Source organism: Fibrella aquatica (assembly GCF_041321135.1).
Taxonomy (GTDB): Bacteria; Bacteroidota; Bacteroidia; order Cytophagales; family Spirosomataceae; genus Fibrella; species Fibrella aquatica.
Map to the genome: position 1 here is coordinate 307,476 of NZ_JBGGWF010000002.1, position 24,944 is coordinate 332,419.

At 50.5% G+C, this 24,944-nt stretch carries 22 protein-coding genes; 13 read left to right on the forward strand and 9 right to left on the reverse strand.

Going from position 1 to position 24,944, the window contains the following annotated elements:
- Nucleotides 1–84 precede the first annotated feature (84 nt).
- On the reverse strand, nt 85–1,251 hold the full coding sequence (locus ACAW87_RS05215; protein WP_370722099.1) for a 3-dehydroquinate synthase: 1,167 nt from the start codon (nt 1,249–1,251) through the stop codon (nt 85–87).
- Between the two features lie 134 nt (nt 1,252–1,385).
- Here ACAW87_RS05215 and ACAW87_RS05220 point away from each other — a divergent pair, with 134 nt between their 5' ends.
- Nucleotides 1,386–1,703 (forward strand): hypothetical protein, encoded by a 318-nt coding sequence (locus tag ACAW87_RS05220; protein WP_370722100.1) that lies wholly within the window; start codon nt 1,386–1,388, stop codon nt 1,701–1,703.
- 32 nt (nt 1,704–1,735) lie between these two features.
- On the opposite strand, the gene eboC is transcribed toward ACAW87_RS05220, so the two are convergent.
- The 3 genes from eboC to ACAW87_RS05235 form a co-directional block, all read right to left on the reverse strand.
- The gene (eboC, locus tag ACAW87_RS05225; protein ID WP_370722101.1) at nt 1,736–2,620 is read right to left on the reverse strand and encodes a UbiA-like protein EboC; all 885 of its coding nucleotides are present in this window, start codon (nt 2,618–2,620) and stop codon (nt 1,736–1,738) included.
- An 18-nt stretch (nt 2,621–2,638) separates the two neighbouring features.
- A complete protein-coding gene (locus tag ACAW87_RS05230; protein ID WP_370722102.1) occupies nt 2,639–3,637 on the reverse strand; it encodes a TatD family hydrolase in 999 nt (332 codons plus the stop codon).
- A gap of 98 nt (nt 3,638–3,735) precedes the next feature.
- Entirely contained in the window at nt 3,736–4,470 is a 735-nt protein-coding gene (locus ACAW87_RS05235; protein ID WP_370722103.1) for an EboA domain-containing protein, read from the reverse strand.
- Between the two features lie 192 nt (nt 4,471–4,662).
- Here ACAW87_RS05235 and ACAW87_RS05240 point away from each other — a divergent pair, with 192 nt between their 5' ends.
- Nucleotides 4,663–5,619, forward strand: coding sequence for a class I SAM-dependent methyltransferase (locus ACAW87_RS05240; protein ID WP_370722104.1), 957 nt, complete (start codon nt 4,663–4,665; stop codon nt 5,617–5,619).
- A 195-nt stretch (nt 5,620–5,814) separates the two neighbouring features.
- Here the strand turns inward: ACAW87_RS05240 and ACAW87_RS05245 are convergent, their stop codons facing one another.
- Nucleotides 5,815–6,585, reverse strand: a complete 771-nt coding sequence (locus tag ACAW87_RS05245) for a DUF4197 domain-containing protein (RefSeq protein WP_370722105.1) — start codon at nt 6,583–6,585, stop codon at nt 5,815–5,817.
- Nucleotides 6,586–6,733: 148 nt separating this feature from the next.
- On the opposite strand from ACAW87_RS05245, the gene ACAW87_RS05250 reads away from it, so the two are divergent.
- The 10 genes from ACAW87_RS05250 (at nt 6,734) to argB (ending at nt 17,048) form a co-directional block, all read left to right on the forward strand.
- The gene (locus ACAW87_RS05250) at nt 6,734–7,981 is read left to right on the forward strand and encodes a competence/damage-inducible protein A (RefSeq protein WP_370722106.1); all 1,248 of its coding nucleotides are present in this window, start codon (nt 6,734–6,736) and stop codon (nt 7,979–7,981) included.
- A 109-nt stretch (nt 7,982–8,090) separates the two neighbouring features.
- The gene (locus tag ACAW87_RS05255; protein WP_370722107.1) at nt 8,091–9,473 is read left to right on the forward strand and encodes a dihydrolipoamide acetyltransferase family protein; all 1,383 of its coding nucleotides are present in this window, start codon (nt 8,091–8,093) and stop codon (nt 9,471–9,473) included.
- 191 nt (nt 9,474–9,664) lie between these two features.
- The gene (locus ACAW87_RS05260; protein ID WP_370722108.1) at nt 9,665–10,195 is read left to right on the forward strand and encodes a 5' nucleotidase, NT5C type; all 531 of its coding nucleotides are present in this window, start codon (nt 9,665–9,667) and stop codon (nt 10,193–10,195) included.
- Between the two features lie 95 nt (nt 10,196–10,290).
- Nucleotides 10,291–11,526: an ATP-dependent Clp protease ATP-binding subunit ClpX gene (clpX, locus tag ACAW87_RS05265; protein WP_370722109.1), complete on the forward strand. Its 1,236-nt coding sequence runs from the start codon at nt 10,291–10,293 to the stop codon at nt 11,524–11,526.
- A 203-nt stretch (nt 11,527–11,729) separates the two neighbouring features.
- The gene (locus ACAW87_RS05270; protein ID WP_370722110.1) at nt 11,730–12,341 is read left to right on the forward strand and encodes a hypothetical protein; all 612 of its coding nucleotides are present in this window, start codon (nt 11,730–11,732) and stop codon (nt 12,339–12,341) included.
- Between the two features lie 44 nt (nt 12,342–12,385).
- The gene (locus tag ACAW87_RS05275; protein WP_370722111.1) at nt 12,386–13,015 is read left to right on the forward strand and encodes a hypothetical protein; all 630 of its coding nucleotides are present in this window, start codon (nt 12,386–12,388) and stop codon (nt 13,013–13,015) included.
- Nucleotides 13,016–13,157: 142 nt separating this feature from the next.
- Nucleotides 13,158–13,895, forward strand: coding sequence for an alpha/beta fold hydrolase (locus tag ACAW87_RS05280; RefSeq protein ID WP_370722112.1), 738 nt, complete (start codon nt 13,158–13,160; stop codon nt 13,893–13,895).
- 102 nt (nt 13,896–13,997) lie between these two features.
- Nucleotides 13,998–15,143 (forward strand): aspartate aminotransferase family protein, encoded by a 1,146-nt coding sequence (locus ACAW87_RS05285; RefSeq protein ID WP_370722113.1) that lies wholly within the window; start codon nt 13,998–14,000, stop codon nt 15,141–15,143.
- A gap of 52 nt (nt 15,144–15,195) precedes the next feature.
- A complete protein-coding gene (locus ACAW87_RS05290) occupies nt 15,196–16,158 on the forward strand; it encodes an N-acetylornithine carbamoyltransferase (RefSeq protein WP_370722114.1) in 963 nt (320 codons plus the stop codon).
- A gap of 104 nt (nt 16,159–16,262) precedes the next feature.
- A complete protein-coding gene (argB, locus tag ACAW87_RS05295) occupies nt 16,263–17,048 on the forward strand; it encodes an acetylglutamate kinase (protein WP_370722115.1) in 786 nt (261 codons plus the stop codon).
- A 217-nt stretch (nt 17,049–17,265) separates the two neighbouring features.
- Here argB and ACAW87_RS05300 read toward each other — a convergent pair whose 3' ends face one another.
- On the reverse strand, nt 17,266–19,071 hold the full coding sequence (locus ACAW87_RS05300; protein ID WP_370722116.1) for an acyl-CoA dehydrogenase: 1,806 nt from the start codon (nt 19,069–19,071) through the stop codon (nt 17,266–17,268).
- 278 nt (nt 19,072–19,349) lie between these two features.
- Between ACAW87_RS05300 and ACAW87_RS05305 the strand changes: the two genes are divergently transcribed.
- Complete coding sequence (locus tag ACAW87_RS05305; protein WP_370722117.1) at nt 19,350–19,880, forward strand: DUF2911 domain-containing protein; 531 nt, start codon at nt 19,350–19,352, stop codon at nt 19,878–19,880.
- Nucleotides 19,881–20,055: 175 nt separating this feature from the next.
- Here ACAW87_RS05305 and ACAW87_RS05310 read toward each other — a convergent pair whose 3' ends face one another.
- The 3 genes from ACAW87_RS05310 to tamL all read right to left on the reverse strand — a co-directional run bounded on the left by ACAW87_RS05310 (nt 20,056) and on the right by tamL (nt 24,810).
- Nucleotides 20,056–21,045, reverse strand: a complete 990-nt coding sequence (locus ACAW87_RS05310) for a hypothetical protein (protein WP_370722118.1) — start codon at nt 21,043–21,045, stop codon at nt 20,056–20,058.
- A 478-nt stretch (nt 21,046–21,523) separates the two neighbouring features.
- Nucleotides 21,524–22,405: a glycosyltransferase family protein gene (locus ACAW87_RS05315; protein WP_370722119.1), complete on the reverse strand. Its 882-nt coding sequence runs from the start codon at nt 22,403–22,405 to the stop codon at nt 21,524–21,526.
- A gap of 50 nt (nt 22,406–22,455) precedes the next feature.
- The gene (gene tamL, locus ACAW87_RS05320) at nt 22,456–24,810 is read right to left on the reverse strand and encodes a translocation and assembly module lipoprotein TamL (protein WP_370722120.1); all 2,355 of its coding nucleotides are present in this window, start codon (nt 24,808–24,810) and stop codon (nt 22,456–22,458) included.
- Nucleotides 24,811–24,944 lie beyond the last annotated feature (134 nt).

Below are 24,944 nucleotides of genomic sequence, written 5' to 3' on the forward strand. Positions count from 1 at the left end.
AGTGAGCAGTTATCAGTGGTTCCGCTAGGAAACGCTGACTTGTGGTACATAACGTACCTGAGCAACGCTGATAACTGTTCATTGTTAACTGTTAACTGATAACTGATAATTGTTCATTGATAATTGAGTTACTGCCTGCCGGATGAGGACGACGTCCATGTCGTGAACTTCAACTCCTTTGCCCAGGGCGTCGAGCAGGGTTATGGTTAATTGACCGCCGAGGTGTTCCTGAAATTCGGCGAGTCCGCGAACGAGGTGTTCACTGTCGTTTTCGGCAAGGGCGGGGTGGAATAGGTCAAACCCTACGCCCTGTAATACGTGCAGAATACGGTCGGCATCTGCTTCCTGAATTCGGCCAGCCAATTGTGAATACACTACGTCGAGGGCCAGGCCAATGGCTACTGCTTCGCCGTGGCGGATCGAGAAATCGGTAAGGTATTCGAGTTTGTGCGCTGCCCAGTGCCCAAAGTCGAGTGGGCGGGCCGAGCCCATTTCAAACGGGTCGCCGCCCGAAATATGTTGCATGTGCAAATCGGCGCACCGGTAAATCAGGTAGTTCATGGCCTCTGCATTGCGTTGTGAGAGCGCGGTTGTGTTTGCTTCCAGCCACTCAAAAAAAGTCAGGTCTTTGATCAGGGCTACTTTAACAGCTTCGGCAATGCCTGCCCGCCAGTCACGATCGTCGAGTGTGGTCAGAAAATGGGCGTCGTTGAACACGGCAACCGGCGGGGCAAACGTGCCAATGAAGTTTTTCTTCCCCCGGTAGTTCACACCATTTTTCACGCCCACTCCCGAATCGTTCTGCGAAAGCACGGTGGTGGGGATGCGAATATGCCGCACGCCCCGATGCGATATAGCCGCCGCGTATCCAACCAAGTCAAGCACCGCGCCGCCGCCAATACCCACCACGTAGGAATGCCGGTCGATGCCGTACTCATTCACAGCGTCAACAATCCGGTCGACCAACTCGGGGTCATTCTTGGCTGCTTCTCCTCCCGGAACCGTGAGCAGGTTGGGTATCAATTGAACAGCCGTTTCCTCACTCAGGTACGTTTGAATGTCAATAGCCAGCGTTGGATGAGCCGTCAAGACGCCTTCATCAACAACAACCAGTATTTTTTTGACTGTGCCGTTGGTGACCTGTTGCTGAAGGAACTGGCGGAAAAGGGGGTTTGTCGCGCTGAAAAGTCTATTCGTAAACGAGACAGTGTACGTGAATGGAACGTTGAACGATTGCTGAAGCGATGTCATTTCACAGGTAGTCAGATAAACTAAAAGACAAATTTACCCACGATTACCCATGTTTTCGCGTCGATTTGCCATCAACTAAACCTTTTCGGCGACTTACTGTCCAACCGTCGATTACGTTAAACCAACGCACGACCATGAAAACGATGAAATTACTGGCTGTTGCCCTGCTACTTTCGGCTGGTGCTTACGCCCAAACAAAGCCGGCCGCTAGAGCTACAATCACCCATAAAGGCACTCACCGCACCCTGACAACCGAGCAGCGGGCAACGATGAAAGCGGAGCGAAAAGCGAAATTCGAGAAAATGACGCCCGCCGAGCGCAAGGCATTTAAAACAGCTCACCGTGCTAAGCGTCAGGCCAAACTCGACGCTATGCCGGCCGATAAGCGCGCCAAGATCGTGGAGCGCCAACGCAATCGGAAAGTGGAGCGCAAACAGGTGAAGGTGGGGTAAGTTGGAGTAGAAGGGCCTACAGCGCGACATTTTCACGTCACTGCGAAGGCTTTGGCCAGCCAGATAGATAGGGGCAACAGTAGCAACGTACCCAGGGCTAATGGCCAGTTGCCTGATACGCTGACCCAGGCCGCATCCATCACGATCAGGGATAAAACGCCCGCTTTTACCGCGCCGCCGATATTGGGGCCGATCGGATCTTGCATGGCTTTCATGAGTGGCCGACCAATAAGGAAGAGGTGCAATACCACAAAGCTACCGGTAAGCAGCAAGGTATTAGCCTGGTTAGCCATCACTAATTGAACCATACTGACCATTAGATACAACGCGGCGGCGGCATAGAGCGTTGTTCGTTTGCCTCCGTGTACTTCGTCGCGACTAATCATGGTGATAGCGGCGATATAAACAACAGGTACTACTGCCAGCCACCATAGCGAATGAACGGCCAGCGTTCCGGCGGCACCAACGCCCAAAAGTAGATTTGCACCCCGGCACAACCCCATGTTGATGGGGCCAAACCACGACATATGTTTGCCAAACCGATCGTAAAAAACGGCCAGGCCAGCAATAAGCGCGGCTAGTGCGCCTGAGGCGGGGCTATATAAAAAAGCGAGCCCAATACCCAATGCCAGCAGCCCAACGCCTAAAGCAGAGGCTTGCCCCAGCGTAACGCGGCCACTCGGAATGGCTCGCTCGGGCCGTTCAACAGCGTCGAGGTCGGCGTCGAACACATCATTAAGTACCACCCCGCCGCCGTAGAGTCCGATGGTTGATACCAGCAGCAGCCAGACCGGTTGGCCAGTCGATAGGGGGGAGATTCCTCCCGCCAGAGCTGCCAGTGACAAACCAGCCAGCACATCGGCCACGGCCGTCACAAGATTAGCCGGCCGCATTAACTGTAAGAAGGATTTTAACATAAAAAAAGACGCACCCCTCTAGTTAATGAGCACCGAGTTTTTGTCGGGTCTTGGTTGTTGGCCGCCACGCAGAATGGTGTTTCCATTGAATTTCTGACTTTGATCAATGGCCAGTCCGTCGGCAAAATCGGCGGTATTAAGCTGACCGCTTTGGGCAAAGGCATCGATGGCGTTTTGATAGGTCACCTGCCGGATGTGCTCGAGCGGAATACCACGCATAACCATGAGTGCCGCCGTTTTGGGCACAGCTAATGGGTCGCTGATGCCCCAATCGGCGGCTGAATTGACCATAATGCGTTCGGGTCCGTACTGACGCACTACCTCGACCATGCGTTCGTTACCCATTTTGGTGAACGGATAAATGGTAAACGCTGCCCAAAAACCTTTATCGAGCACCGATTTCACGGTTTCTTCATTGTTGTGGTCAACGATGATCATGCCTGGGTCAAGGCCGTGTTCGAGGGCAATAGCCATGCTTCGCTCGGTGCCTTCTTTTTTGTTGCGGTGGGGCGTATGAATCTGCACCGGCAGTCCGCTTTCTTTCGCCAATTCCAGTTGCGCCCGGTAAAAACGATCTTCGGCCGGTGTCTGATCATCGAATCCAATTTCGCCGATGCCAACCACTCCTTCTTTAAACACAAAAAGGGGTAGCAATTCCATCACCTCCTCGGCCAGAGGTACGTTGTTAGCTTCCCGCGAGTTGAGGCCGATAGTGCAATAGTGTTTGATACCAAACTGCGACGATCGGAAACGCTCCCAACCAATGAGACTACTGTAATAATCTTTGAACGTAGCCAATCCGGTGCGGGGTTGACCCAGCCAGAAAGCCGGTTCAATCAACGCCACGATACCCGCATCGGCCATAGCCTGATAATCGTCGGTTGTGCGTGAGGTCATGTGGATATGCGGATCGAAAAAACGCATTCCCTGAATATAAGCCGGGTAATCGAAGGGTGTTTCGGCTACCGGATTTGGCGTCGACGAAACCTCTTCGTCTTCTGCGTGTGATGGGTTCATATGTCAGTTATCAGTTAACAGTTATCGGTAAACAGTTGTCGGTGACCAGTTATCAACGTTGCCCTGGAATGTTCCTTAGCGAAGCAACTGATAACTGTTTACTGATAATTGTTATCTGTCAATTGTTTTGCTGGTTCGTAGTCTGTTTGCTGGCATACCTGTTTGGCGGCGTTGCGGTCGCGCTCATCGGGAGAATGCAGTAATTTTTTTACGTCGGCAAGCAGCGTTTCGTTCATGAACTGAGGAATTAACTGCCATACTTCGGCGGGGACGGTTCGTCCGGCGGCCCAGCGTTCGTGGGCGAAGTTCGACAGATCGTTGGCCAGTGTTTGGTTGGCTCGCTGCTGTAGGCCCGTGATGCGGGTGATGGGTTTGTCGTTGAAAATGCACTTGAGCACCAACTGATTCCAGGCCGCTTCAGAGAAATATTCGGCGGGGTAGGTATTACCAAATGCAATGGCATCGAATACAGGACCCATGTTTGAGCGTACTGCTTCAGTGGCCTGAAACAGCCAGCGTTCGGGGTACATCAGGTAGGGTAGGGCTGAGTAAAGCGCCACAAACTCATGTAGTTCAGCTGTATCGAAGAGTGTTTGAATGGCGTTGACGAAGGCCGTTTCCGGTTCGGGCGGGAGGGAGGTGAGCAGCAGCACCCGCGCCAGCTGATCCATGCTCCATTCGGGTTTGTCAGGCACATTACGGCGGCTCACAAAACGGGGGACCGCAACAAAGGCCGCGAGTTTAGCCGGGGTTGGCAATGTCAGTTTAGCGTCGAGCCACTGCCGTTCAGCGTCGGTGGCAGCGTTGGTAAAGATAGATTGAAGAGTTGTCATAAGTAACTGCAAAAACGCAGGGCAAAGCGCAAAGCAAAAGTAGCTGAATTAGGTACACTACTGATTTTGGTCAGCTTTTTAGTCGTCTAAACCTTGATTTAGAGCTGGGCAGCGAAGAGTAACCCATGGAAATTTAGTTGGTGCCAGAAAATGGGATGGCTGAAATCCCCGGCATGCTGTAGATTTGCCTGCATGAACAATATGACCTGCCGGATATGCGGTAACTCGCAGGAGAATTCACTCTATCGTTTCAAAGAAATGATGTACGGGACGCGGGAAGAATTCGACTACTTTCAATGCGCAAAGTGCAAATGTCTTCAAATAGCTACTGTTCCGGCAGATTTAAGTAACTATTATCCCGAGGGATATAGCGGATACATTCCACCTAATGATGGCCTTTACAAAGGAATCGGCGGTTTTTTTAAAAAGGCTCGCTATAAATCGGTTACGATTGATAAATCACTATTCAATCGCATGATTGCTGCCGTCGTTCCAGCCTCAAAATATGAACATCTGTCCCGATTTAATTTGACTATAGATTCGTCTATTTTAGATGTGGGCTGTGGCTTTGGCCGATATTTGTACCCGTTATATAGTTTCGGTATGAAACAGGTTATGGGCGTTGATCCATTTGTCGACCCAATAACATACCCGAATGGTTACCGCGTTGAGAAAAAGTATATTGACGAGGTTCGTGGACAATGGGACCTAATCATCTACAATCATGCTTTTGAGCATGTTCCTGATCCACTCGACAATCTAAAAGCCATTGAAAAGCTACTGAAACCAACAGGGCATTGCGTAATCAGAATTCCGACCGTGAGCTCGTTTGCATGGCAGCATTATAAAGAACATTGGGTTCAGTTAGATGCCCCCCGTCATTTATTTATTCACTCTCGGGAGAGTATTCGTTTGCTAGCGGAAGAGGCTAATCTGGTGTTAGAAGATATAGTTGATGACTCAGAAGATTTTCAGTTTTCTGTCAGCGAAAAATACAAAGCAGGTTACTCCATGTATGAAGTGCAACCAGGATCAAGAAGTTATTTTGAGAAGAAAAAGGAACGGTTCATAAACAATCGAAAAGCAAAGCAACTGAATAAAATGGGTCAAGGCGATCAGGCCGCGTTCATTTTATCAAAGAAATCCTGAAGCTTTCGCTTCTAAAAAATGGCTATTTACATGAATTAGATCCGAAGAAATTCTTTTATTTAGACTCAAATCAAAAAATTAATTTATGTTCATTAATTTGTAAGAAGATAGTATAAAAAAAGGGGGTACAAAAGCAACAGGAAATAAACCTGTTAGCCTTCGTACTCCCTTTTTGCTAGTCGAGCGGCGTGGTAATCAGCTGCCGAACACGCGCTTCAAAATATCAGTTACCCGGGCGACGGGATCTTCGCGAATGCGTTTTTCTTCCTGAGCAACCAGAATAAACAGACCATCAACGGCTTTGTTGGTGGCGTACTGAGTCAGGTCGGCGTTGACCGGTTTCACGAGCGGCAACCGGTTGTAGGTCGACGCCAACGATGTGTAGTAGCGGGTGGCGTTGTTCTTCTTCAGTGTGCTGTCAATAATCGGCGTGAACTCAGTTACCAGTTGCTGACCCGTTGTGCGGCGCAGGTATTGAGTAGCCGCATCCTGACCGCCCCGCAGAATACCAAGCGCATCCTGAATAGACATTTGGGTAATGGCCTTGAAAAATACCGGCTTTGCCTTCTTCGCTGCATCTTCGGCCGAACGGTTGAGGGCCAGCACAAACTGGTCTACCTGCTTGCCTAAACCAATTTGCCGCAATCTCGATTCGACTCGTTGCGCCTCGGGGGGGAACAGAATCCGGATCAGCGTGTTTTTATTGTATCCGTCGAGGGCCGATGCCTGTGTGGCTCCTTTGTCGATACCGACCCGAAGGGCTTCTTTCAGTCCGTTGGCAATCTCATTCGAAGAAAGCGAGTTGCCAGTGGCAGACGGCTGAACAACCTTTTCCAGAAAACCGCCCAATTTACCAAACGGGCTGTTTGAACGGGGTTGAGCGGGTTTGCTCGTAGTGTCCTGAGCCTGAATGGTCCCGGCGAGTAAGAGCGAAAGGCCCAGGGCCCATGCACGAATTGGTTTCATCTCAATAGGTTGTTTTACGTACTTTTGACAATAGGAAACGAGTAAAGTAAAGCGGTAAAAATAATATTTTCAGTTTAACTCAGGCAGCCAGTCAGTTCACTGTGCCGCATTCTGAGCCCACCATTCATAGTTGATTAACACATTCTTTATGCCAACTACTATCCGGGCCGAAGTGATTACTATTGGCGACGAAATTTTATTCGGCCAGATTATCGATACCAATACCCAGTGGATCAGTACAGAACTAACCAACATTGGCATACGTACCGTTCGCAAAACGTCGGTCGGTGACGAAGCCGACGTTATTCTGGCTGCTTTGACTGAAGCCGCTGCCCGCGTCGATGTGGTCATTATCACCGGTGGATTAGGGCCAACCAAAGACGATATCACCAAAAAAACGCTCTGCCAGTTCTTTGATGTGGGCTTGGTTCGTAACCAGACAGCCCTAGATCTGGTAACCAGTTTCTTTGAAAAGCGCGGTCGCGAAATGACGGACATGAACCGTATGCAGGCCGATTTACCCGAAAATGCCGTCTATATTCAGAACGACTGGGGAACAGCCCCCGGTATGTGGTTCGATCAGGACAATACGGTTTTTATCTCGTTACCGGGCGTACCGTTCGAGATGAAAAGCCTGATGACCTATCGGATGTTGCCCCGGCTGAAAGAACGGTTTGAGATGCCGGTCATTCAGCATAAAATGATTCGCACGATCGGCATTGGCGAATCATTCCTGGCCGAACGCATCGAGGCATGGGAAGATGCGCTGCCGCCCCACATCCGGTTGGCTTACCTACCGAGCTTTGGTCAGGTCAAGCTACGGCTTACGGCCACCGGCACCGATAGCGAGCAGCTTACCCGTGAACTCAATGAGCAGGTGGCCAACGTGTTACCGCTGATTGAAAAGCACGTGTATGGTTATGATGCCGACGAGATCGAAAACGTGGTTATCCGTCTGCTGAAACAGAAGGAACTGATGTTGGGCGTTGCTGAAAGCTGTACGGGCGGGCAGGTAGCGGCCACACTGACTAAGGTTCCAGGCGTGTCGGCGGTGTTTGCCGGTGGGGTGGTGAGTTACAGCAACGAGGTTAAAATCATTGCGCTGGGGGTCAATCCTGAAACGCTGGGTACGTTCGGGGCTGTGAGCGAACCAACCGTGAGCGAAATGGCCGAAGGGGTGCGTGTCATGCTCGGCACTGATGTAGGTATTGCCACTAGCGGTATTGCAGGCCCGGACGGTGGGACACCCGAAAAGCCGGTCGGCACCATCTGGATCGCCGTGGCAACGGATAAAGGAACCGTCACCAAACACCTTAAACTAGGCCAGTATCGGGAGCAGAACATCACGCTAACGACAACGTACCTGCTTAATCTTCTTCGTGAACAACTAATTTGATGTACGATGTACGAATTACGATGTACGATTTGCGTTGCTAGTCCACCATACGATTAAGAGAGCAACGCAGATCGTACATCGTAATTCGTACATCGTACATACTCAAACTATGGCTCTCATCGACATGGTCATGCCCAAAATGGGCGAAAGTATAATGGAATGCACCGTCATCACTTGGCTGAAACAAGTGGGTGATCGGGTAGAAGTAGATGATTCGTTGCTGGAAGTAGCCACCGACAAGGTAGATACGGAAGTGCCTGCTTCATCGACCGGAATTCTTAAGGAACGGCTTGTCAACGATGGCGATGTGGTGCCGATTGGGCAGGTAATTGCCCGTATCGAAACCGAGCAGGAGGCAGCTACATCGGTTGTGGCGGCTGATCCGGCACCGCTTGCTTCGTTGGAGCAGGTGGGCGTGGATGCCGCTGCGGTCAATGATGTAGAAGAAGCGGAAGCAGTTCAGTCAGCCGCTGCGCTGGAAGCCAGTATTGGCTCTATGAGTAGCAAAGCGGGCGTAGTGGCTACCGGTCCTGCGTTTGAAGGTCGGTTTTATTCGCCGCTCGTGTTGAATATCGCCCGTGAAGAAGGTATCTCCCGCGCCGAACTCGACACTATTCCTGGTAGTGGCGCTGAAAACCGGGTGACGAAGAAAGACATGCTGGCCTACGTGCTTCAACGGGCTGAAGCGCCGGGGGCCGAGGGCGTAGGGCAGAGGGATACCCCCCCGGCCGGCCGCCCAATGCCCCAAGCCCCAAGCCCTACGCCCCCGGCCCCCAGCCTCAATGGGTCGTCTGACATTATTCAGATGGACCGGATGCGGAAGATGATTGCGCAGCGTATGATTGAGTCGAAGCAGACGTCGCCACACGTAACCTCGTTTGTTGAGGCCGATATGACCGCTATTGTACAGTGGCGAACGGCCAATAAGGACGTGTTCAAAAAGCAGACCGGCGAAAACCTGACCTACACGCCCATTCTGATCGATGCCATTGTGAAGGCAATCCGTGATTTTCCGCTGATCAATGTCTCGGTCGATGGCGACCGGATCCTGGTGAAACGCAGCATCAATATTGGTATGGCGGTGGCGCTGCCGTCGGGTAACCTGATTGTTCCGGTTATTCACGATGCGGCGCAATACAATCTGGTCGGACTGACCAAAAAGGTGAACGACTTAACACGCCGTGCCCGCGAGAACAAACTCACCGCCGACGATCTGGCCGGTGGTACCTACACGATTTCCAACATAGGTACGTTCGGCAACCTGATGGGAACGCCCATCATCGTGCAGCCCCAGGTTGCCATCATGGCGTTTGGAGCCATCGTGAAAAAACCCGCTGTAATTGAAACGCCGCAGGGTGACTTACTCGGTATCCGGCAGTTGATGTTCCTGAGTCACTCCTACGATCACCGCGTTGTCGACGGTGCCCTTGGTGGGCAATTCGTCCGTCGCGTAGCCGATTATTTCGAAGGCTGGAATGAGCCTAATTTGTAAAACTATGGTACGCGAAATTTTATGGGTACGCTGATTTCGCGGATTAAAAGGGATTTTCGCGGATTTTTGGATGCAAATGGATTGGCTCTGCGCTAAGCTATGAATCCGCTTAAATCCAAAAATCCGCGAAAATCGTTTTTAATCCCTTTAATCCGCGTACCCACATAATCCGAGTACTCATAAAATTCCTTATGAAAAAACGCATTTGCATTGACCAGGACGATGTACTGGCCAACACCCACGCCAAACTTGTTCAGCTTTATCTGAATTCAGGCGCACCCCGTTACGAACTGGCCGAGCTTCATGAAAAATCGTTTCAGGAACTATTGGATGACGAGGAACGGAAATCAATTCATGACCAGATTTTTGCGCCCGGTTTTTTTGCCGATATCGATGTGATGCCCGGTGCGCAGGAGGCCATTGTAGCTTTGCAGGACAAGTACGATGTGTTTGTGGCCACAGCCGCCATGGAGTTCCCGAACTCATTTCGCGAGAAGTACGACTGGCTGGCTCACTATTTCCCAACCATTCACTGGAAGAACATTATTTTCCTGGGCGACAAAAGTATCTTAGGTGCCGACTATCTCATCGACGATATGCCGTATAACCTGCACACATTTGCGGGAAAGGGGTTGCTGTTCGATGCATTGCATAACCGCGACGAGACCGCCTTTGAACGGGTGATGAACTGGACCGACGTAACAAATCTGTTGTTGGATTAAGTTTTTAACGAACGGTTCAACAAGCAGCCCGCACAACACGTTTCAGTTGTATACTATCATACAAAGTCAACCATTCGTAACGCCCTCCACGCGATATGCCACAAATAAGTTGCTCATTTTGCGGTCGCCGTAAGAATGAAGTTCAATTGCTCCTTTCGGGCATCGATGCCCACATCTGTAATCACTGCATTGAACAGGGTTTTGACGTAGTCGTTGAGGAAACGCGCCCCAAGAAAAGCCAAAGTGCCGAGCCACCCACGTTGAATCTGGTGAAGCCGCAGGAGATGAAGCGGTTTCTTGACCAGTATATAATTGGTCAGGATGAAGCCAAAAAGGTGCTCTCGGTAGCGGTGTACAACCACTACAAGCGGTTAATGCAACCTAAAACCGATGATGATATCACGATTGAAAAATCGAATATTCTGATGGTAGGCGAAACCGGGACGGGTAAGACGTACCTGGCGCGGACTATTGCCAGAATGCTCGATGTTCCCTTCTGCATCGCCGACGCCACCGTCATCACTGAAGCCGGGTACGTGGGCGAAGATGTAGAAACGGTGCTGACCCGACTCTTGCAGGCCGCCGATTACAAGGTCGATCAGGCCGAAATGGGTATCGTCTACATTGACGAAATTGACAAAATTGCCCGTAAATCAGACAATCCGTCGATCACTCGTGATGTAAGCGGCGAAGGAGTTCAGCAAGGACTGCTTAAACTGTTGGAAGGATCATCGGTGAATGTGCCGCCTCATGGTGGTCGTAAACACCCGGACCAACGGTTGATTTCGCTGAATACAGAAAATATTTTATTCATTTGCGGCGGTGCTTTCGATGGTATTGAACGGCACATTGCCAAGCGAATAACCTCCCGTCCCATCGGATTTTCTGACGAACGCCGCCTGCACGCCAGCACAGATCGGAGTCATTTGATGCGCTATGTGTCGGCCCAGGATTTGAAATCGTTTGGCCTGATCCCTGAATTATTAGGTCGTTTACCCGTGCTGACTCACCTCGAAGCACTGGATCGGGGAGCCCTGTATCGCATCCTGACCGAGCCTAAAAACGCCATTACTAAACAATACGATAAATTGTTTGCAATGGACGATGTAACCGTAACCTGGGATGAATCAGCGCTCAACTATATTGTTGATCAGGCTCTTACATTTAACCTAGGGGCTCGAGGTCTGCGTTCCATCTGTGAATCGATCATCACCGACGCCATGTTCGAGTTACCCTCTCAGGCGGGAAAAAAGGAACTGGTGATCACCCACGAATACGCGTCCGAGAAGTTTAGCCGTACTGCCGCCCACGAACTGCGGAATGCGGCCTAACCAGAAATAATAGCCGAAGCAATGGCCTGACTTGTTGCAAAGTGACCAGCACAAATCGGGTAGAAGACTATCAGGCAGCATACTCTTCAAATAAATCTTTGCTTCGGCTGTTCTTCATCCCATTCTGTCATTTGTTCATAACATTCCACCAAGGTTTGTGTTAGGAAGCAGATAGCTTATCTCTCACTTAACACACGAACGTTATGAATACGTCGACCAAACACGTTTTTCTTGCCCTTGCCATTACCTCTTTCCTGGGTTCATGCAGCCGCCCGGTTGCTACATTCCAGCCTTCAAAAGCTGAGCGTTTCTATTCAGCTCAGAAAGCGGTTACTCCAGTTGCCGTAGAGGAAGCCACCGTTACCGAATCGGTTGCCGTTGCTCCGGTAGCTCCTGAAACCGTTACTGAAACGGCTCCGGCACCAGTAGCTGCCACAGCCAGCATCAACGAAGCGCTGACTAAAGCAGAAGCCTACGCCTCTACGAACGCTCGCCCTGCTGATGCTCGCAAGCTGGAGCGTCGGATTACTAAAATTCGGGAAGTACTGGCTACATCACCACAGAAAGCTGCAGTAAGCACTGAGAAAACTCAGAAGTCAACGCTGGTTCAGCGCATGATGCAGAAGAGCCTGGATAAGAAAATCCAGAAGCACCTGGCGCCTGAGCAACCGATGCGTAGCAGCACCCTAACGGCTGGTCTTGTTATTGGTTTGATCGGTATTCTTCTTCTCTTGTTAACATCAGGTACTGCCGCTACCATTGGTCTCATTGCGCTGGTAGTTGGTATTGTTCTGGTTATCTTGGGCCTTATTTAGTTGTAATTTCTTTATCAATCATTTTGCCAAGTTCGTACATACGCATGAAACAGCTCATCAAATCTGCATCACTCGCGTTGGCTGGTGTTGCCCTGCTCTCTGCCTGTAGCCGCCCTGTTGCTACAGCTACGTTCCAGAAATCTCAGCCTGAGCGGTTCTACTCGCAACAGAAGACCACTGAGCCAGTAGCAGTGAATGAAGAAGTTGTTGCTGCAACACCTGTTGTGGCCAACGTATCTGTAGTAACGCCGTCAGAAACTGCCGTTGCAACGGTGTCAACGCCCGTAGTTATTCCTGCTCAACCAGCGTCTGAAGCGCTGGCTAGTTTGAAAGCGACGCACGCAACTGATCGCCGCATGACGAAACGTATTGAGCGGACAGAGAAAATGTTGGCCGAAGTAAATCAGAAAGCAGCCACGCAAGCGGTAACGTCAACAAAGAAAGCCAGCTTTCTGGAGCGTTCGATGCTGAAGAGCATTGACAAGAAGATCAAAAAACACATGGCCCCTAAAGAAACCAATGCCCTAACCGGTTATGTTCGTCTGGGTGCTATTATTGGTCTGGTTGGTCTGCTGTTGCTGTTGATTGGTAATGGCGTAGGTGCCACGATTGGTCTGATCGGTCTGATCGCCGGTCTGGTGCTTATCCTGTTAGGCGTTATTAATCAGAGTTAATCTGAGCCTCGGTGAGAGCCGATTGATAACCAACTAGTTATAAGTGTTTAAGTCCTTAATCGGGCGGTTTTCTGATTGGATTTTCCAGCAGAAACCGCCCGATTTTGTTGTATAGTCATGCACAGCTAAAACCAACTCAAACATGAACATTCACAACCACCCAATTCTTGTTTTTCTACACGGCCACGGTGTAAGTCCGGTTATCTGGGATTCTCTTTATTCGTCACTGGCGAGCGACTACAAAGTTGTTCGGCCCAACTATTCGCTCAGTACAAGCCATACCAGTATCGACGGCTATGCTGAGACATTGCAGGGGCAACTCCGTTTGTCGGGTTTGGGATCATACATATTGATTGGTCACTCGATGGGAGGGTACATAGCCCTGGCGATGGCCGAAAAATACCCGGATTGTGTGAAAGGTGTTGTGCTTTTTAACTCAACTGCTTTCGCCGACGTGGATTCGGATCAACAACGACAAAAACGGCAGGACGCTAAAAAACTGCTTCAAACAGAAGGCGGTAAGGCGTTTGTCGAAAAGACAATTCCCACCATGTTTTCTGATCCGGAAAGCGATCTCGTGAATCCCCTCGTAGAAGCCCATGTCACCTTGCCAACCGATGCCCTGCTGGCTGGTTTGGAAGCTATACGGACCCGGCCCGACCGGTCGGCATTCTTGCAGCGTGCAGATTTTCCGGTGCTGATTATCGCCGGGCGCTACGATAAAGCGATTCCGTTCGAGCGATCGGAAGAGTTGCATAAAAAAGTGCCCAACGCAGAATTTGCAATACTCGATCAGTCAGGTCATATGGGGATGCTTGAAGAGCCGGAGAACTCATTAAACGTGCTGAAATCCTTTCTAGATAAAATTCCGGCTGTTTAGCCTGGCGCTATTAACCGGTACAACACCAAAAACTAAAAATACTTCAGGTGCATAGCCCCTCAAAATCTGTATTTTTGCCGACTTATCACTAAAAAAGTCCGTATGTCGCAGCTATTCAACGTCTATCCACTCTACGATATCGAGCCTGTTCGGGCACAGGGCAGTTACCTCTGGGATGAACAGGGTACGCAATACCTGGATCTGTATGGCGGCCATGCCGTGATTTCTGTTGGTCATACGCATCCTCGCTACGTGCAGGCACTGACCGATCAGTTGCACAAGATTTCGTTCTACTCAAATTCGGTCCATATTCCGCAGCAGCAGGAGCTTGCCAATAAACTGGGTGACCTGTCGGGCCATGCCGACTATTCGTTGTTTCTCTGCAATTCGGGGGCCGAAGCCAATGAAAACGCGCTCAAACTGGCTTCGTTTCATACCGGCCGTAAAGGTGTTGTAGCCTTCACCAAATCATTTCATGGCCGAACAGCCGGTGCTGTAGCCGCCACAGATAATCCGGCTATTGTAGCTCCTGTGAATGCGACCGACCACGTCACGTTCCTGCCGTTCAACGGCGTAGAAGGACTTGAGGCCGGCATTACCACCGCAACCTGTGCGGTGATTGTGGAAGGTATTCAGGGGGTGGGTGGTATTCAGGTGGCTACCGACGAATTCCTGCTAGCCCTGCGCAAACGGTGTGATGAAACCGGAACTGTGCTAATTCTAGATGGCGTACAGTGTGGATACGGCCGCACCGGAAAATTCTTCTCCCATCAGTTTAGCGGAATAAAAGCCGATATTATCTCGATGGCTAAAGGCATGGGCAATGGTTTTCCTATTGGCGGCATCCTAATCGCACCCGAGTTTAAAGCCAGTTATGGCCTGCTGGGCACCACCTTTGGCGGTAACCATCTGGCCTGTACCGCTGCTATCGCTGTGCTCGACATTATGCGCGATGAAGAACTACTTGATAACGCCGATCGACTGGGCACATACCTGATGGACGGTATTCGGCAGATTGGTGGCTACAAAGAGTTGCGTGGTCGTGGTCTGATGATCGGTATTGAATATGATTTTCCGGTTGAACAACTGCGCCATAACCTGCTTTTTGGCCACAAACAGTTTACAGGTGTTGCCGGTAAAAACACAATTCGGTTGCTGCCGTCGCTGGCTCTGGGTACCGATGAAGCCGATCAGTTTCTGGAAGCACTAAGCCAGGAAATTCACCGCGAAGCTTTAGTCAATAACTAATTAAACACAGAGACACACAGTAAGCATGTGTCTCTGTGTGTATACGTATAAAATGCACCATTTCATCTCTCTCGCCGACGTCACGGATCTTGACGCACTGATTCAGTCTGGCCGTGCTGCCAAAGCGAATCCATTTGCCGACGAACAACTCGGTCATCATAAAACCATCGGGTTGCTGTTTTTTAACTCCAGCCTACGTACCCGGTTGAGCACTGAAAAGGCCGCCCGTAACCTCGGCATGAACGTGATGACGCTCAATGTAGGAGCCGATAGCTGGGGCCTGGAGATGGAAGATGGCGTGTTTATGAATGCCGATAAGGCCGAACACGTCCGCGAAGCCGCCGCCGTGATGGGCCGGTACTGCGACATATTAGCCGTTCGTGCTTTTGCCGGATTAACCGATCGCGAAGCCGACTATAAAGAATTGGTTATGAATCAGTTCGCCAAATACGCTGGGGTGCCTATCGTTAACCTCGAATCGGCCACCCGCCACCCGCTGCAATCACTGGCCGATTGCATCACCATCGAAGAAGCCAAACAAACCGCCCGGCCGAAAGTCGTGTTGACGTGGTTGCCGCATATTAAACCGTTGCCACAGGCAGTGGCCAATTCGTTCTGCGAGTGGATGAACCCCCGCGCCGAAGCCGGACAGATCGATTTTGTGGTCACTCATCCTAAAGGCTATGAACTGGCTCCTGAGTACGTGGGTAACGCCCGCGTGATCTACGATCAGGATGAGGCATTTGCCGGGGCCGATTTTATCTACGGCAAAAACTGGTCATCGTACACCAGCTACGGACAAATGCTGACTAGTGACCCTTCGTGGGCTGTCACCATGGATAAGATGAACCTGACCAACAACGGTAAATTCATGCACTGCCTGCCCGTTCGCCGCAACCTGAAAGTCGCCGATGCCGTGCTCGATAGTCCACAATCGCTGGTGATCGAACAAGCCGCCAACCGCGAATGGTCAGCGCAGGCGGTGCTGAAAGAGATACTGTTAACCTTAAAATAGTTTAGGGTTTGACGTTTTGTGTTTGTCGTTGCGCTACCTACTAACCTTGTTTTTAGTAAGCAGAGCAACGACAAACACAAAACGTCAAACCCTAAACTGATTCTATGAATCAGATCACCGTAGTCAAAATTGGCGGAAATGTAATTGATAGCCCTGCCGCGCTAACCCGCTTTCTGACCGCTTTTGCAGGCTTGTCGGGCAGTAAAGTGCTGGTGCATGGTGGAGGGAAAATTGCCACGCAAATTGCCGAAAAACTGGGTATTGTCACCACGATGGTCGAGGGTCGCCGAATCACCGACGGCCCCATGCTCGATGTGGTTACGATGGTCTATGGCGGCCTGGTGAATAAACAGATCGTGGCTCAGTTGCAGGCGCTTGGCGTTAATGCCATTGGCCTGACCGGTGCCGATGCCGGTCTGGTAAAGGCCACCAAACGCCCTGTTGCCGCCATCGATTATGGCTTTGTAGGCGACATTCGGGAAGTTGATTCAGGACGTTTGCAAGCCTTTATAAGTCAGGGGCTAGTGCCCGTTTTTGCCCCCCTCACCTTCGATCCTGAACTGGGTACGTTGCTCAACACCAACGCCGACACCATGGCCCAGGCATTGGCCGTCGACATGGTTGGTCATAACGAAGTAACGTTGGTATACTGCTTTGAAAAGAGAGGCGTTTTGTCGAATCCGGAGGACGACGACAGTGTCATTTCTCAACTGACGCCCGCGCTCTATGCCGAACATAAAGCCGCTGGCAGCATTTACAAAGGCATGATTCCTAAACTCGACAACGCGTTTACCGCCCTCAACGCGGGAGTAAAACGCGTCATTATCTGCCACGCCGACGAAACAGGAGCCGCGTTGGCTGGCACCGCCGGGACGGTGGTACAGAAATAGGTCATTGGTTGCTGTTGGTCGATGTGTAGGGGCAACCCATCGTGGTTGCCCGCCTCGCGTCAGCAATATGCCGATTAAATGATTTGTCTGCCGTGTAAAATGCCTGTGCCTAGAATGTTTCGTTGTCGGTTCTAAATGCGGCCCAATTTGTGCGGTCGCTATCGCGCCCGAAAGCGGGCAGGCACGATGGCCTGCCCCTACAAATCGACGAATAGACTTACAAAGCCAACTCCTTCTCGCTGACGATCGTGAGTACTTCCGTATCTCTGAGGCGGGCGGCAAGGCCAAGGGTTTTGGGAACCTCGTAGTGGAAGAAGAACTTCATCGTGTGTAGCTTTCCTTCGTAGAACGTCAGTGCATCGCCTTGTGGATTTTGGGTCAGGATTGCCTGTTTGGCCACAATGCCCTGTTTCAGCCACTGCCAGGCAACCACCACAATACCCATCTGCTCGAGAAATAGCGTGGCGTCGCTGAGGTAGCGTTCTATATCGCCGCTGCCGGCGTGGGGCATCAGCGCCTGCATCACCTCCTGAATACGGCCCAACTCCGCTTTTAACGCCGTGGCGTAGGGTTTCAATTCGTCGTGGCTCTGCGCGTCGGCAATGGTTTTGCCGATTTCCTGCATCAACAGCAACGCCGCTTTCCCGCCTTTCATCGTCATTTTTCGACCCAGCAGATCCTGCGCCTGAATACCGGTGGTGCCTTCATAAATCGGCGTAATCCGAATGTCGCGGTAAAGTTGTTCGACCGGAAAATCTTCGGTGAAGCCGTAGCCACCAAACGTTTGAACGCTTTGACTGACCGACTGCACGCCCATCTCCGACGGATAGGTCTTAGCCATCGGCATCAGAATTTCAACAAGCAGTTGCGCGGTCTCTTTCTCTTCACCTTCTGCCGCGTGGGCAATGTCGAACTGTCGGGCTGCTTCGAGTAGCAAGGCAAGCGAACCTTCGGTCACGGCTTTCTGGAACAACAGCATCCGACGCACGTCCGGGTGATTAATAATGGCGGTTTGGGGGGCGTCAAGGGCATTTTTCTGATTCAGGCGGCGGCTTTGCGGCCGTTCGCGGGCATATTGCAGGGCTGCGTGATAGGCTGCTGTGGCAATGCCTGCTGCCGTCATGCCCACGCCAATCCGGGCCTCGTTCATCATCTGGAACATATAGGGCAGTCCCTGATGTGGTTGCCCTACCAGGTAACCCACACAATCGTCGCGCTCGCCCATGGTCAGGTGCATGGCCGGTACGCCGCGCTGCCCCATTTTGTGGTACACGCCCGTCGACGTCACGTCATTGTCTATTTTTCCGGTCCCGTCAGCAGCGTCGCGGAATTTGGGCACCACAAACAGCGAAATGCCTTTGGTGCCTTTGGGCGCTCCGTCGATGCGGGCCAGCATCAGGTGAATGATGTTGTCGGCCGCGTCGTGGTCACCCGCCGAGATAAATACCTTCTGGCCTTTGATTTTGTACGAACCGTCGGCTTGCGGTGTCGCCGAGGTCATCACATCGGAGAGCGACGAACCGGCCTGTGGTTCGGTGAGTGCCATGGTGCCCTGCCACTCGCCCGATAGCATGTTGGGTACGTATTTGCTGACGAGTTCGTCGTTTCCGAACGAGGCAATCAGGTTGGCTGAACCCGCCGTGAGACCGGTGTACATCATGCCGTTGTTGGCCGCCATGAGAATGAAGCCAATGCTAGAATTAATGAGTTCAGGAAGTTGCTGCCCACCATTCTCGAATGAGAAACCCGCGCCAATCAAGCCCGCGTCGCCCATGGCCTTAATAAATTCTTTTATTTTCGGATGAACCGTCACCTGCCCGTTTTTCAGTTCGGGCTGATTACGGTCTACCTCCCGCACATACGGGTACATGAGCGTATCGGCAATTTGCACCGCCGAATCAATCGCCATGTCGAACGTACCCCGGTCGTGAGCCGAGAAATAAGGGTATTTCGTCAGGTCATCGGCCTGAAAAACCTCGTGAAGCAGAAACTGCAGGTTGCGTTTACTGAAGTAGGAATACATGGGTATTGGTTTGTATTTTGTCGTTTGAGGTTTGTAGTTGCGCTGCAGAAGAACGGCTGTGACGCAATTGATGTGTGTGGTTTTTAGGCGAGAAACGCCATGAAGCAGCGCAACCATAAACAACAAACCACGAACAACAAACCTTGCACCGTATGCATGCATACTATTTCGTAAAAGTAAGAAAAAGTAGGATTCGTTAGGGGAAGGGGGCAAAAACCATATTGGTATGGATGTTGTTTACGTTTTGGTAGTAAACCATTAACCAATCATTACGAACCATGAAACAGACCGTTTCTTTACTAATGGCCCTCTTGCTGGCCATGACAGCAACTATCGGATTTGCCCAAAATGCAAAAAGTCCTCACCTCACCGTTGAAAGCCCCGACAAAAACATTAAAGTGGTGTATGGTCAGCCATCGAAGCGCGGACGGGTAACGTTTGGTGCCGAAGGCACTCAGTCGCTCGAAAAATATGGCAAACCCTGGCGTACCGGTGCCGATGCCGCTACAGAAGTTACGTTCAAGAACGACGTGATGTTCGGTGGAAAAATGGTGAAAGCAGGTACGTATACGCTGGTCACCATTCCAAACGAGAAAGAGTGGTCGGTAATCCTGAACTCGCAACTCGGTCAGTGGGGCGCGTATGATTACGACAAGCACGTGGCTAAAAACGTACTGGAAGTGAAAGTACCCGTTGTGGCTAACAAAACCCCGGTTGAGAAACTGACGATTACGCCAACAAACAACAGCCTCGCTATTTCGTGGGATGCTATGGCCGTAAACGTGCCAGTTATGAATCACGGAAAATAACAGGTAACGTACCTGAAAAACAGGTATCTGTACCAAAGGTAAAAATCCCCGGTCTTCAATGCGGCCGGGGATTTTTGCGTTGTAATAGCTGAAGAAGCTAGTGTGTGCTGCGGTCGAAGGGATATGCGTCAGCAATACACACATGCGCGAAGCCAAACGCACCCATGAAACAGCCTCACTGATGCCTGTAAATGGCGAAGCGTCCGTTGAAGAATGAGAGCTTATAAAACGGCAATTGGGGAGTACCCGCCGGAGGATAATACGGCTCAGGGTGATGTACGTAGTCCATCACCATAAAATCAACCTCACGGTTATTGGCCCAAATTGCCATATCGACAGCAGGGTTCGCTGATCTTGTGGAGGTTAGTGAAAAGTTTTCGTAACAAAGCAGGTGGGTATATCGCTCGTATTCATTAAAAAAGAACGTTAGCGGAACCAGGCCTCTTGCTTCTTGAGGGAGTTGGGGACGTAGTTTTTCGTAAGCTACCGGCAGATAATCGCGGCTGTTATTGGTGTAGATGATTTCGATTGTTCCGTACAAGCCGATCACGAAATATACAGCCATTGTCAGTTTTAAACCAATCGTATTAAATGGGCTTTGCCTATATAATTCATAGAGGAGAAGCAGCATGAAAGGGGTAAACAAAGCCAGATAAAGGCCAGACGGAGTCTTCGTGATAATCCAGAATGATACGAAAAGAAGAAGGGAATAAGTGCGCAGGTCGACGGGTATGTTTCTGATCAGTTTGCGTTGATGCCAGGCTACATACATCAACAGAATAGACAAAGCAGCATGCTCGGGGGTGAAGAAAAATAGCCTTGGGTAGGTGGCCATAACCAGCAGTTTCGACAGTAAACCGAAGGCGTTTTGCGTAGCCGGATCATTCCTGAACTGATATAGCCAGGTAGACAGGCCGTCGGTCGCCATCAACACATCGATGAAATAAGTCAGGCTCGTGAAGCCACCAATCAACGCAAATAAGACGGCCGCTTTCACGTCGCGGCGGTAGAGCAATAAGCCAACCCCTGCCAACAAATAAATGACTCCGTTCAGGTGACCCAGTAGCGCCATACCGGCTAGTAAACCGGCACAGCCAGCGTAAATCAGCTTATTTCTGGTAGTTGTTAAACACAGAAACGAACAGAATCCCAGGGCGGTGACCATTACCTCCGGTCTATTCTCAAAACTTATTCTGATTAAATAACGGTTGGAAAAAATTAAAACCAGAACAGCCAGAAGGTACGGAGAACAGGATTTTTCCTCTCGTTTATTGATATAAACGGCAAGCGCAATCAGCAGGATACAGAAAAAAATAAAGCTGACGAATTGAACGGCAGGTAGTTGAAAGCCAAACAGTTTTATAAAAAAAGCGTCGACTACCACCAATAATTTATGACAGACAAACAGTTGTTTGTCCCACCCCAGAACGCCCTTGAAAAATTCGGACCGGATAATGCCGTCTTTGCTGAGCCAATACGCTTCTTCGGCTATCCACGCATCATCGCCAGTGGGATAGCGATGGTAGTAAGTAGCTAACGTTAAGGCGATTAAAAACCATAGTAACGATTTAAGGTAAGTAGTTGGATGTATGCTCATGCACAAACCCAACCAACCGTTTACTGATAAGTTTTCAGAAGATAGTTTACGAGTCGAGCAGCTTATAGTTTCTGTATTCCCCAATACGCCATCCCGTAATCTTTTCAATAAATGTCAGTATACGTACCCGTGGGGAATAACGGCGCTGCTTGGTATCGAATGAGAAGGAGTTATCGGCGGCGTTCACACGCTTAGCCATAACAGTCGGATGGGTACCTGTAAACTCGGCAAGGGAATCGATATGGCTTTCGTACGTGAAAGTTTGCGCTACCTGAGTAACGTGCTTCATCCCTTCTTCACCGTGCCAGAAGCGATAAAAATACCCGTATTTAGCCCGAAGTTGTTCAAGCGGTTTCACCCAGCCGTAGTGATAAATGTAGGCGTCGATCAGTTTCACGCGGAGCTTTGTATTGTCTCTTTTCCTGAATCCCTGCGCATCGCGGTACGACACAACATTTCCTGTATGCCGAATTACCCGGATTTCGCGACGATACCACCTACGAGAGTCACCAACGTACCTGTAAGAGCCGTAGAAGTGTAAATATTTGAAAAGCAGTCCTTCAATGGAGGGATTATTAAGGTTGTCGAGCATAGCTTGTCGAACCGTATCGAGGTATTGCTCGTGCAGAACTTCGTCCCCCTGAATGTAGAAAGCCCAGTCTGTATCTGCCGAAACGGCCGCTAGTGCTTTATCTGTTTCTTGCGCCAGTACCCGACCACCTTCTCGCAAATCATCGTTCCATACGGTGTGTATGATGCGAATTTTAGGCGAGCCAATGCCTTCGATTAACTCAACGGTGTTATCTGTTGAATTGCCCACAGTGATCACAAATTCATCGCAAAGGGGGAGTACGGATTGAATCGCTTCAACAATAGGGTAGCCGTATTGCTCCGCGTTCCGTATAAAACTAAATCCGGTAACTTTCATGATTGGCGATTATTCCTGCCTAAAAATGCAACTGCAAGTATAACCACAAATTAGAAGGGGTAACCAACGGCAATATTGAGCAGCAGGTTGTCACGACGCCAATCGCGGCTGCGGAAATTGATCTGATTCAGCACCCAACGCTCTCCTTCGGGCAGATAGGGCTTTTGAAACGGTGTCGCTAAATCGGCGCGGATCAAGAAATAAGATAGATCGATCCGAAGGCCTAGACCCCCGCCAATAGCGAGTTGCTTGATGAAGTCATTACTGAATTGCGAACCTGGCCCATAGGTTGATTCGTCGGAATAGGACCAGACATTACCGGCGTCGACAAAGGCAGCTAGCTGAAAAAATGAACCCAATTTGGCCCGTAGTTCAGTGTTTGCTTCTAGTTTGATATCTCCTCCACCGTCCTGAAAAAGAACCCGGCTACCAATATTAGCAAATGTACCCGGCCCAACAGCTCTGGGTCTGAATGCCCGCACACTGTTAGCCCCACCCACAAAGTATTGTCTCACAAAAGGAAGCTCAGCCGAATTGCCATAGGGAACGCCTATACCCCCAAAGAAGCGATTAGCCCAAACCAGTGATTTGTTGAGCTGAAAATAATGCCTTGTATCAAGGTCGAGACGAATAAACTGCGCGAAAGGAACGCCAATAATATTCTTGTAATCGAGTTCGTTTTTCTTAACGAAAAGACCAGCCAGATTACCGGCAGGTTCAATGTTTAATGTCCATCGATTGCTGTACCTCCGGTTACCGGTGGGCGGAGACGTTATGTTCAATGAGTACAAACTGCTGAGAATAAGCTGATCTTCGATAAGTCGGTAGAATGGGCCTGCAGTCAACGTATCACCTAGGGCCTCATAAAATTTTTGACCAAAGTTAAAACTGTGTACATAGTTGATATTCAGCGGATTAAATGAATGCTCAACTCGATTGCTGGTGCGGAAGGCATACCCGAACGAAGCCCGGAAAGAGCTTAGATTATACAACGAGTCGCGCTGGAGAAGTTCGTAACCAACAGATACGTTTGTCTTGGGCAACACTTGCCGCCGGTCATACCGAATGGTGAAGGGAGACACCAAGCGCGGAAAACTCAGGGTAGCATCAGCCCCATATCTAAAGTTGGTCACCCCGCGCCCGGCAGCACCAATCTGCAGATCAATACCGGCCGTGGCATTAACGACTAGCTGCTCGGCCCGGCCCAGAAAGTTGCGGGCTATCCAACTGACCGTAAACAGCGTACCCGCCAGATTATTTGACCGTGAGTTTCCCGATAGTTCAAGCCGTATCGATCGTCGGGGTTGTGGCGTAAGGAAATAACTGACGTCGAAAAGCGCCGAGTCACGCCCGAAACGACCCACCGGATCAAACCGATTGCGGACATATTTGAACGTACCCAGATTCACCAGCCGCGACAGCGACAGATCCTGAACGCGGCTGTTATACCGTCGACCAGGCCGCAGTCCTATCACGTCATTAAATAGCTGAGGTTTGTACAGGCGGGCTGAATCGACAATGAAAAACCGACGTAACGACCGTCCCGTATCGGCCGGGTTAGTTACCGGAGGGCGGTAGGCTTCGGCCCGGTTGGTATCCTGACTGGCATTGGCCAGGGTATAGTTGGGGAAAATATAGATGTTGCGAATGTAGTACGGAATCTTGGCGGCTTCCGGCATATCGGGTTTTATGGCCACGTAGAACCTAACTTTATGATTACCAACGGCGGTATCTGTCAGCATCACAACGTAATCGGGCAGGAAATAGTAGAAACCGCGCTGCTTCAGCGCATCGGCAATGCGCTGTTTTTCAGCCGATACTACATCGATCACAAATGGATCGCCTGGCTTAAGCGCCGACCGGGGCGATGTGTTAAACATGGCCCTCGCCACCAGGGTTGAATCGCCAATAAACGATACGGAGTCGATCAGGTAACGTTGCGGTACCTGAGCGGTGTAGCGGGCTTTGGTCTTGTAGCTGTTTACATCGACAAATTCGCCCCCCACCTGCGAGCGCAGATAGCCTTGATTCTCGAGTACATTGGCCATCAGCGTGCTATTGGCGGTCAGTCCCCGAGCACTGGCAAGCACCGGCGCCTCACCAAAGCGACGTCTTAGGCTGGCTCTGAATCCGTTTTCCTTCTTGGGTTCGCCAATGAAGTAATACATAGCCACTTTATACGGAAACCCAAATAGTTGCTTGTTGGGCCGGGGCCGAACCAGTTCGGTAAGCTGTTCTTCCAGCCTCCCTTTCTCATCGCTACTCACAGTTGAATCAGTGTTCAGCACAAAATCGGCGCCCACATACAGTTTCTCGCCCGCCGGTAGCTTCTTCGCCACGTTGCAGCTTTGAACGAAAATACTGGTTAGCAGGAGTAGGGGTATATAAAGTTGAAGTCGTTTCATCGGTTCAATAATAATCAGGTACGTTGCTGACGCTGGCGTACCATCCGGCTACCGTAGAGACGCAAGATTTTGCGTCTCTACACGCGTCAGCAATCAACTTGCGTCAGCAATTTTCTCGCGTCATCAACATCAAG

Bases quoted from the DNA above. Each gene is read 5' to 3' on its own strand.
- ACAW87_RS05290 (WP_370722114.1), top strand. From the start codon at position 15,196: ATGCACCATTTCATCTCTCTCGCCGACGTCACGGATCTTGACGCACTG.
- clpX (WP_370722109.1), top strand. From the start codon at position 10,291: ATGCCACAAATAAGTTGCTCATTTTGCGGTCGCCGTAAGAATGAAGTT.
- ACAW87_RS05275 (WP_370722111.1), top strand. From the start codon at position 12,386: ATGAAACAGCTCATCAAATCTGCATCACTCGCGTTGGCTGGTGTTGCC.
- ACAW87_RS05235 (WP_370722103.1), bottom strand. From the start codon at position 4,470: ATGACAACTCTTCAATCTATCTTTACCAACGCTGCCACCGACGCTGAA.
- ACAW87_RS05215 (WP_370722099.1), bottom strand. From the start codon at position 1,251: ATGACATCGCTTCAGCAATCGTTCAACGTTCCATTCACGTACACTGTC.
- argB (WP_370722115.1), top strand. From the start codon at position 16,263: ATGAATCAGATCACCGTAGTCAAAATTGGCGGAAATGTAATTGATAGC.
- ACAW87_RS05315 (WP_370722119.1), bottom strand. From the start codon at position 22,405: ATGAAAGTTACCGGATTTAGTTTTATACGGAACGCGGAGCAATACGGC.
- eboC (WP_370722101.1), bottom strand. From the start codon at position 2,620: ATGTTAAAATCCTTCTTACAGTTAATGCGGCCGGCTAATCTTGTGACG.
- ACAW87_RS05260 (WP_370722108.1), top strand. From the start codon at position 9,665: ATGAAAAAACGCATTTGCATTGACCAGGACGATGTACTGGCCAACACC.
- ACAW87_RS05220 (WP_370722100.1), top strand. From the start codon at position 1,386: ATGAAAACGATGAAATTACTGGCTGTTGCCCTGCTACTTTCGGCTGGT.
- ACAW87_RS05285 (WP_370722113.1), top strand. From the start codon at position 13,998: ATGTCGCAGCTATTCAACGTCTATCCACTCTACGATATCGAGCCTGTT.
- ACAW87_RS05280 (WP_370722112.1), top strand. From the start codon at position 13,158: ATGAACATTCACAACCACCCAATTCTTGTTTTTCTACACGGCCACGGT.
- ACAW87_RS05310 (WP_370722118.1), bottom strand. From the start codon at position 21,045: ATGGTCACCGCCCTGGGATTCTGTTCGTTTCTGTGTTTAACAACTACC.
- ACAW87_RS05230 (WP_370722102.1), bottom strand. From the start codon at position 3,637: ATGAACCCATCACACGCAGAAGACGAAGAGGTTTCGTCGACGCCAAAT.
- ACAW87_RS05300 (WP_370722116.1), bottom strand. From the start codon at position 19,071: ATGTATTCCTACTTCAGTAAACGCAACCTGCAGTTTCTGCTTCACGAG.
- ACAW87_RS05305 (WP_370722117.1), top strand. From the start codon at position 19,350: ATGAAACAGACCGTTTCTTTACTAATGGCCCTCTTGCTGGCCATGACA.
- ACAW87_RS05270 (WP_370722110.1), top strand. From the start codon at position 11,730: ATGAATACGTCGACCAAACACGTTTTTCTTGCCCTTGCCATTACCTCT.
- ACAW87_RS05255 (WP_370722107.1), top strand. From the start codon at position 8,091: ATGGCTCTCATCGACATGGTCATGCCCAAAATGGGCGAAAGTATAATG.
- ACAW87_RS05250 (WP_370722106.1), top strand. From the start codon at position 6,734: ATGCCAACTACTATCCGGGCCGAAGTGATTACTATTGGCGACGAAATT.
- tamL (WP_370722120.1), bottom strand. From the start codon at position 24,810: ATGAAACGACTTCAACTTTATATACCCCTACTCCTGCTAACCAGTATT.
- ACAW87_RS05245 (WP_370722105.1), bottom strand. From the start codon at position 6,585: ATGAAACCAATTCGTGCATGGGCCCTGGGCCTTTCGCTCTTACTCGCC.
- ACAW87_RS05240 (WP_370722104.1), top strand. From the start codon at position 4,663: ATGAACAATATGACCTGCCGGATATGCGGTAACTCGCAGGAGAATTCA.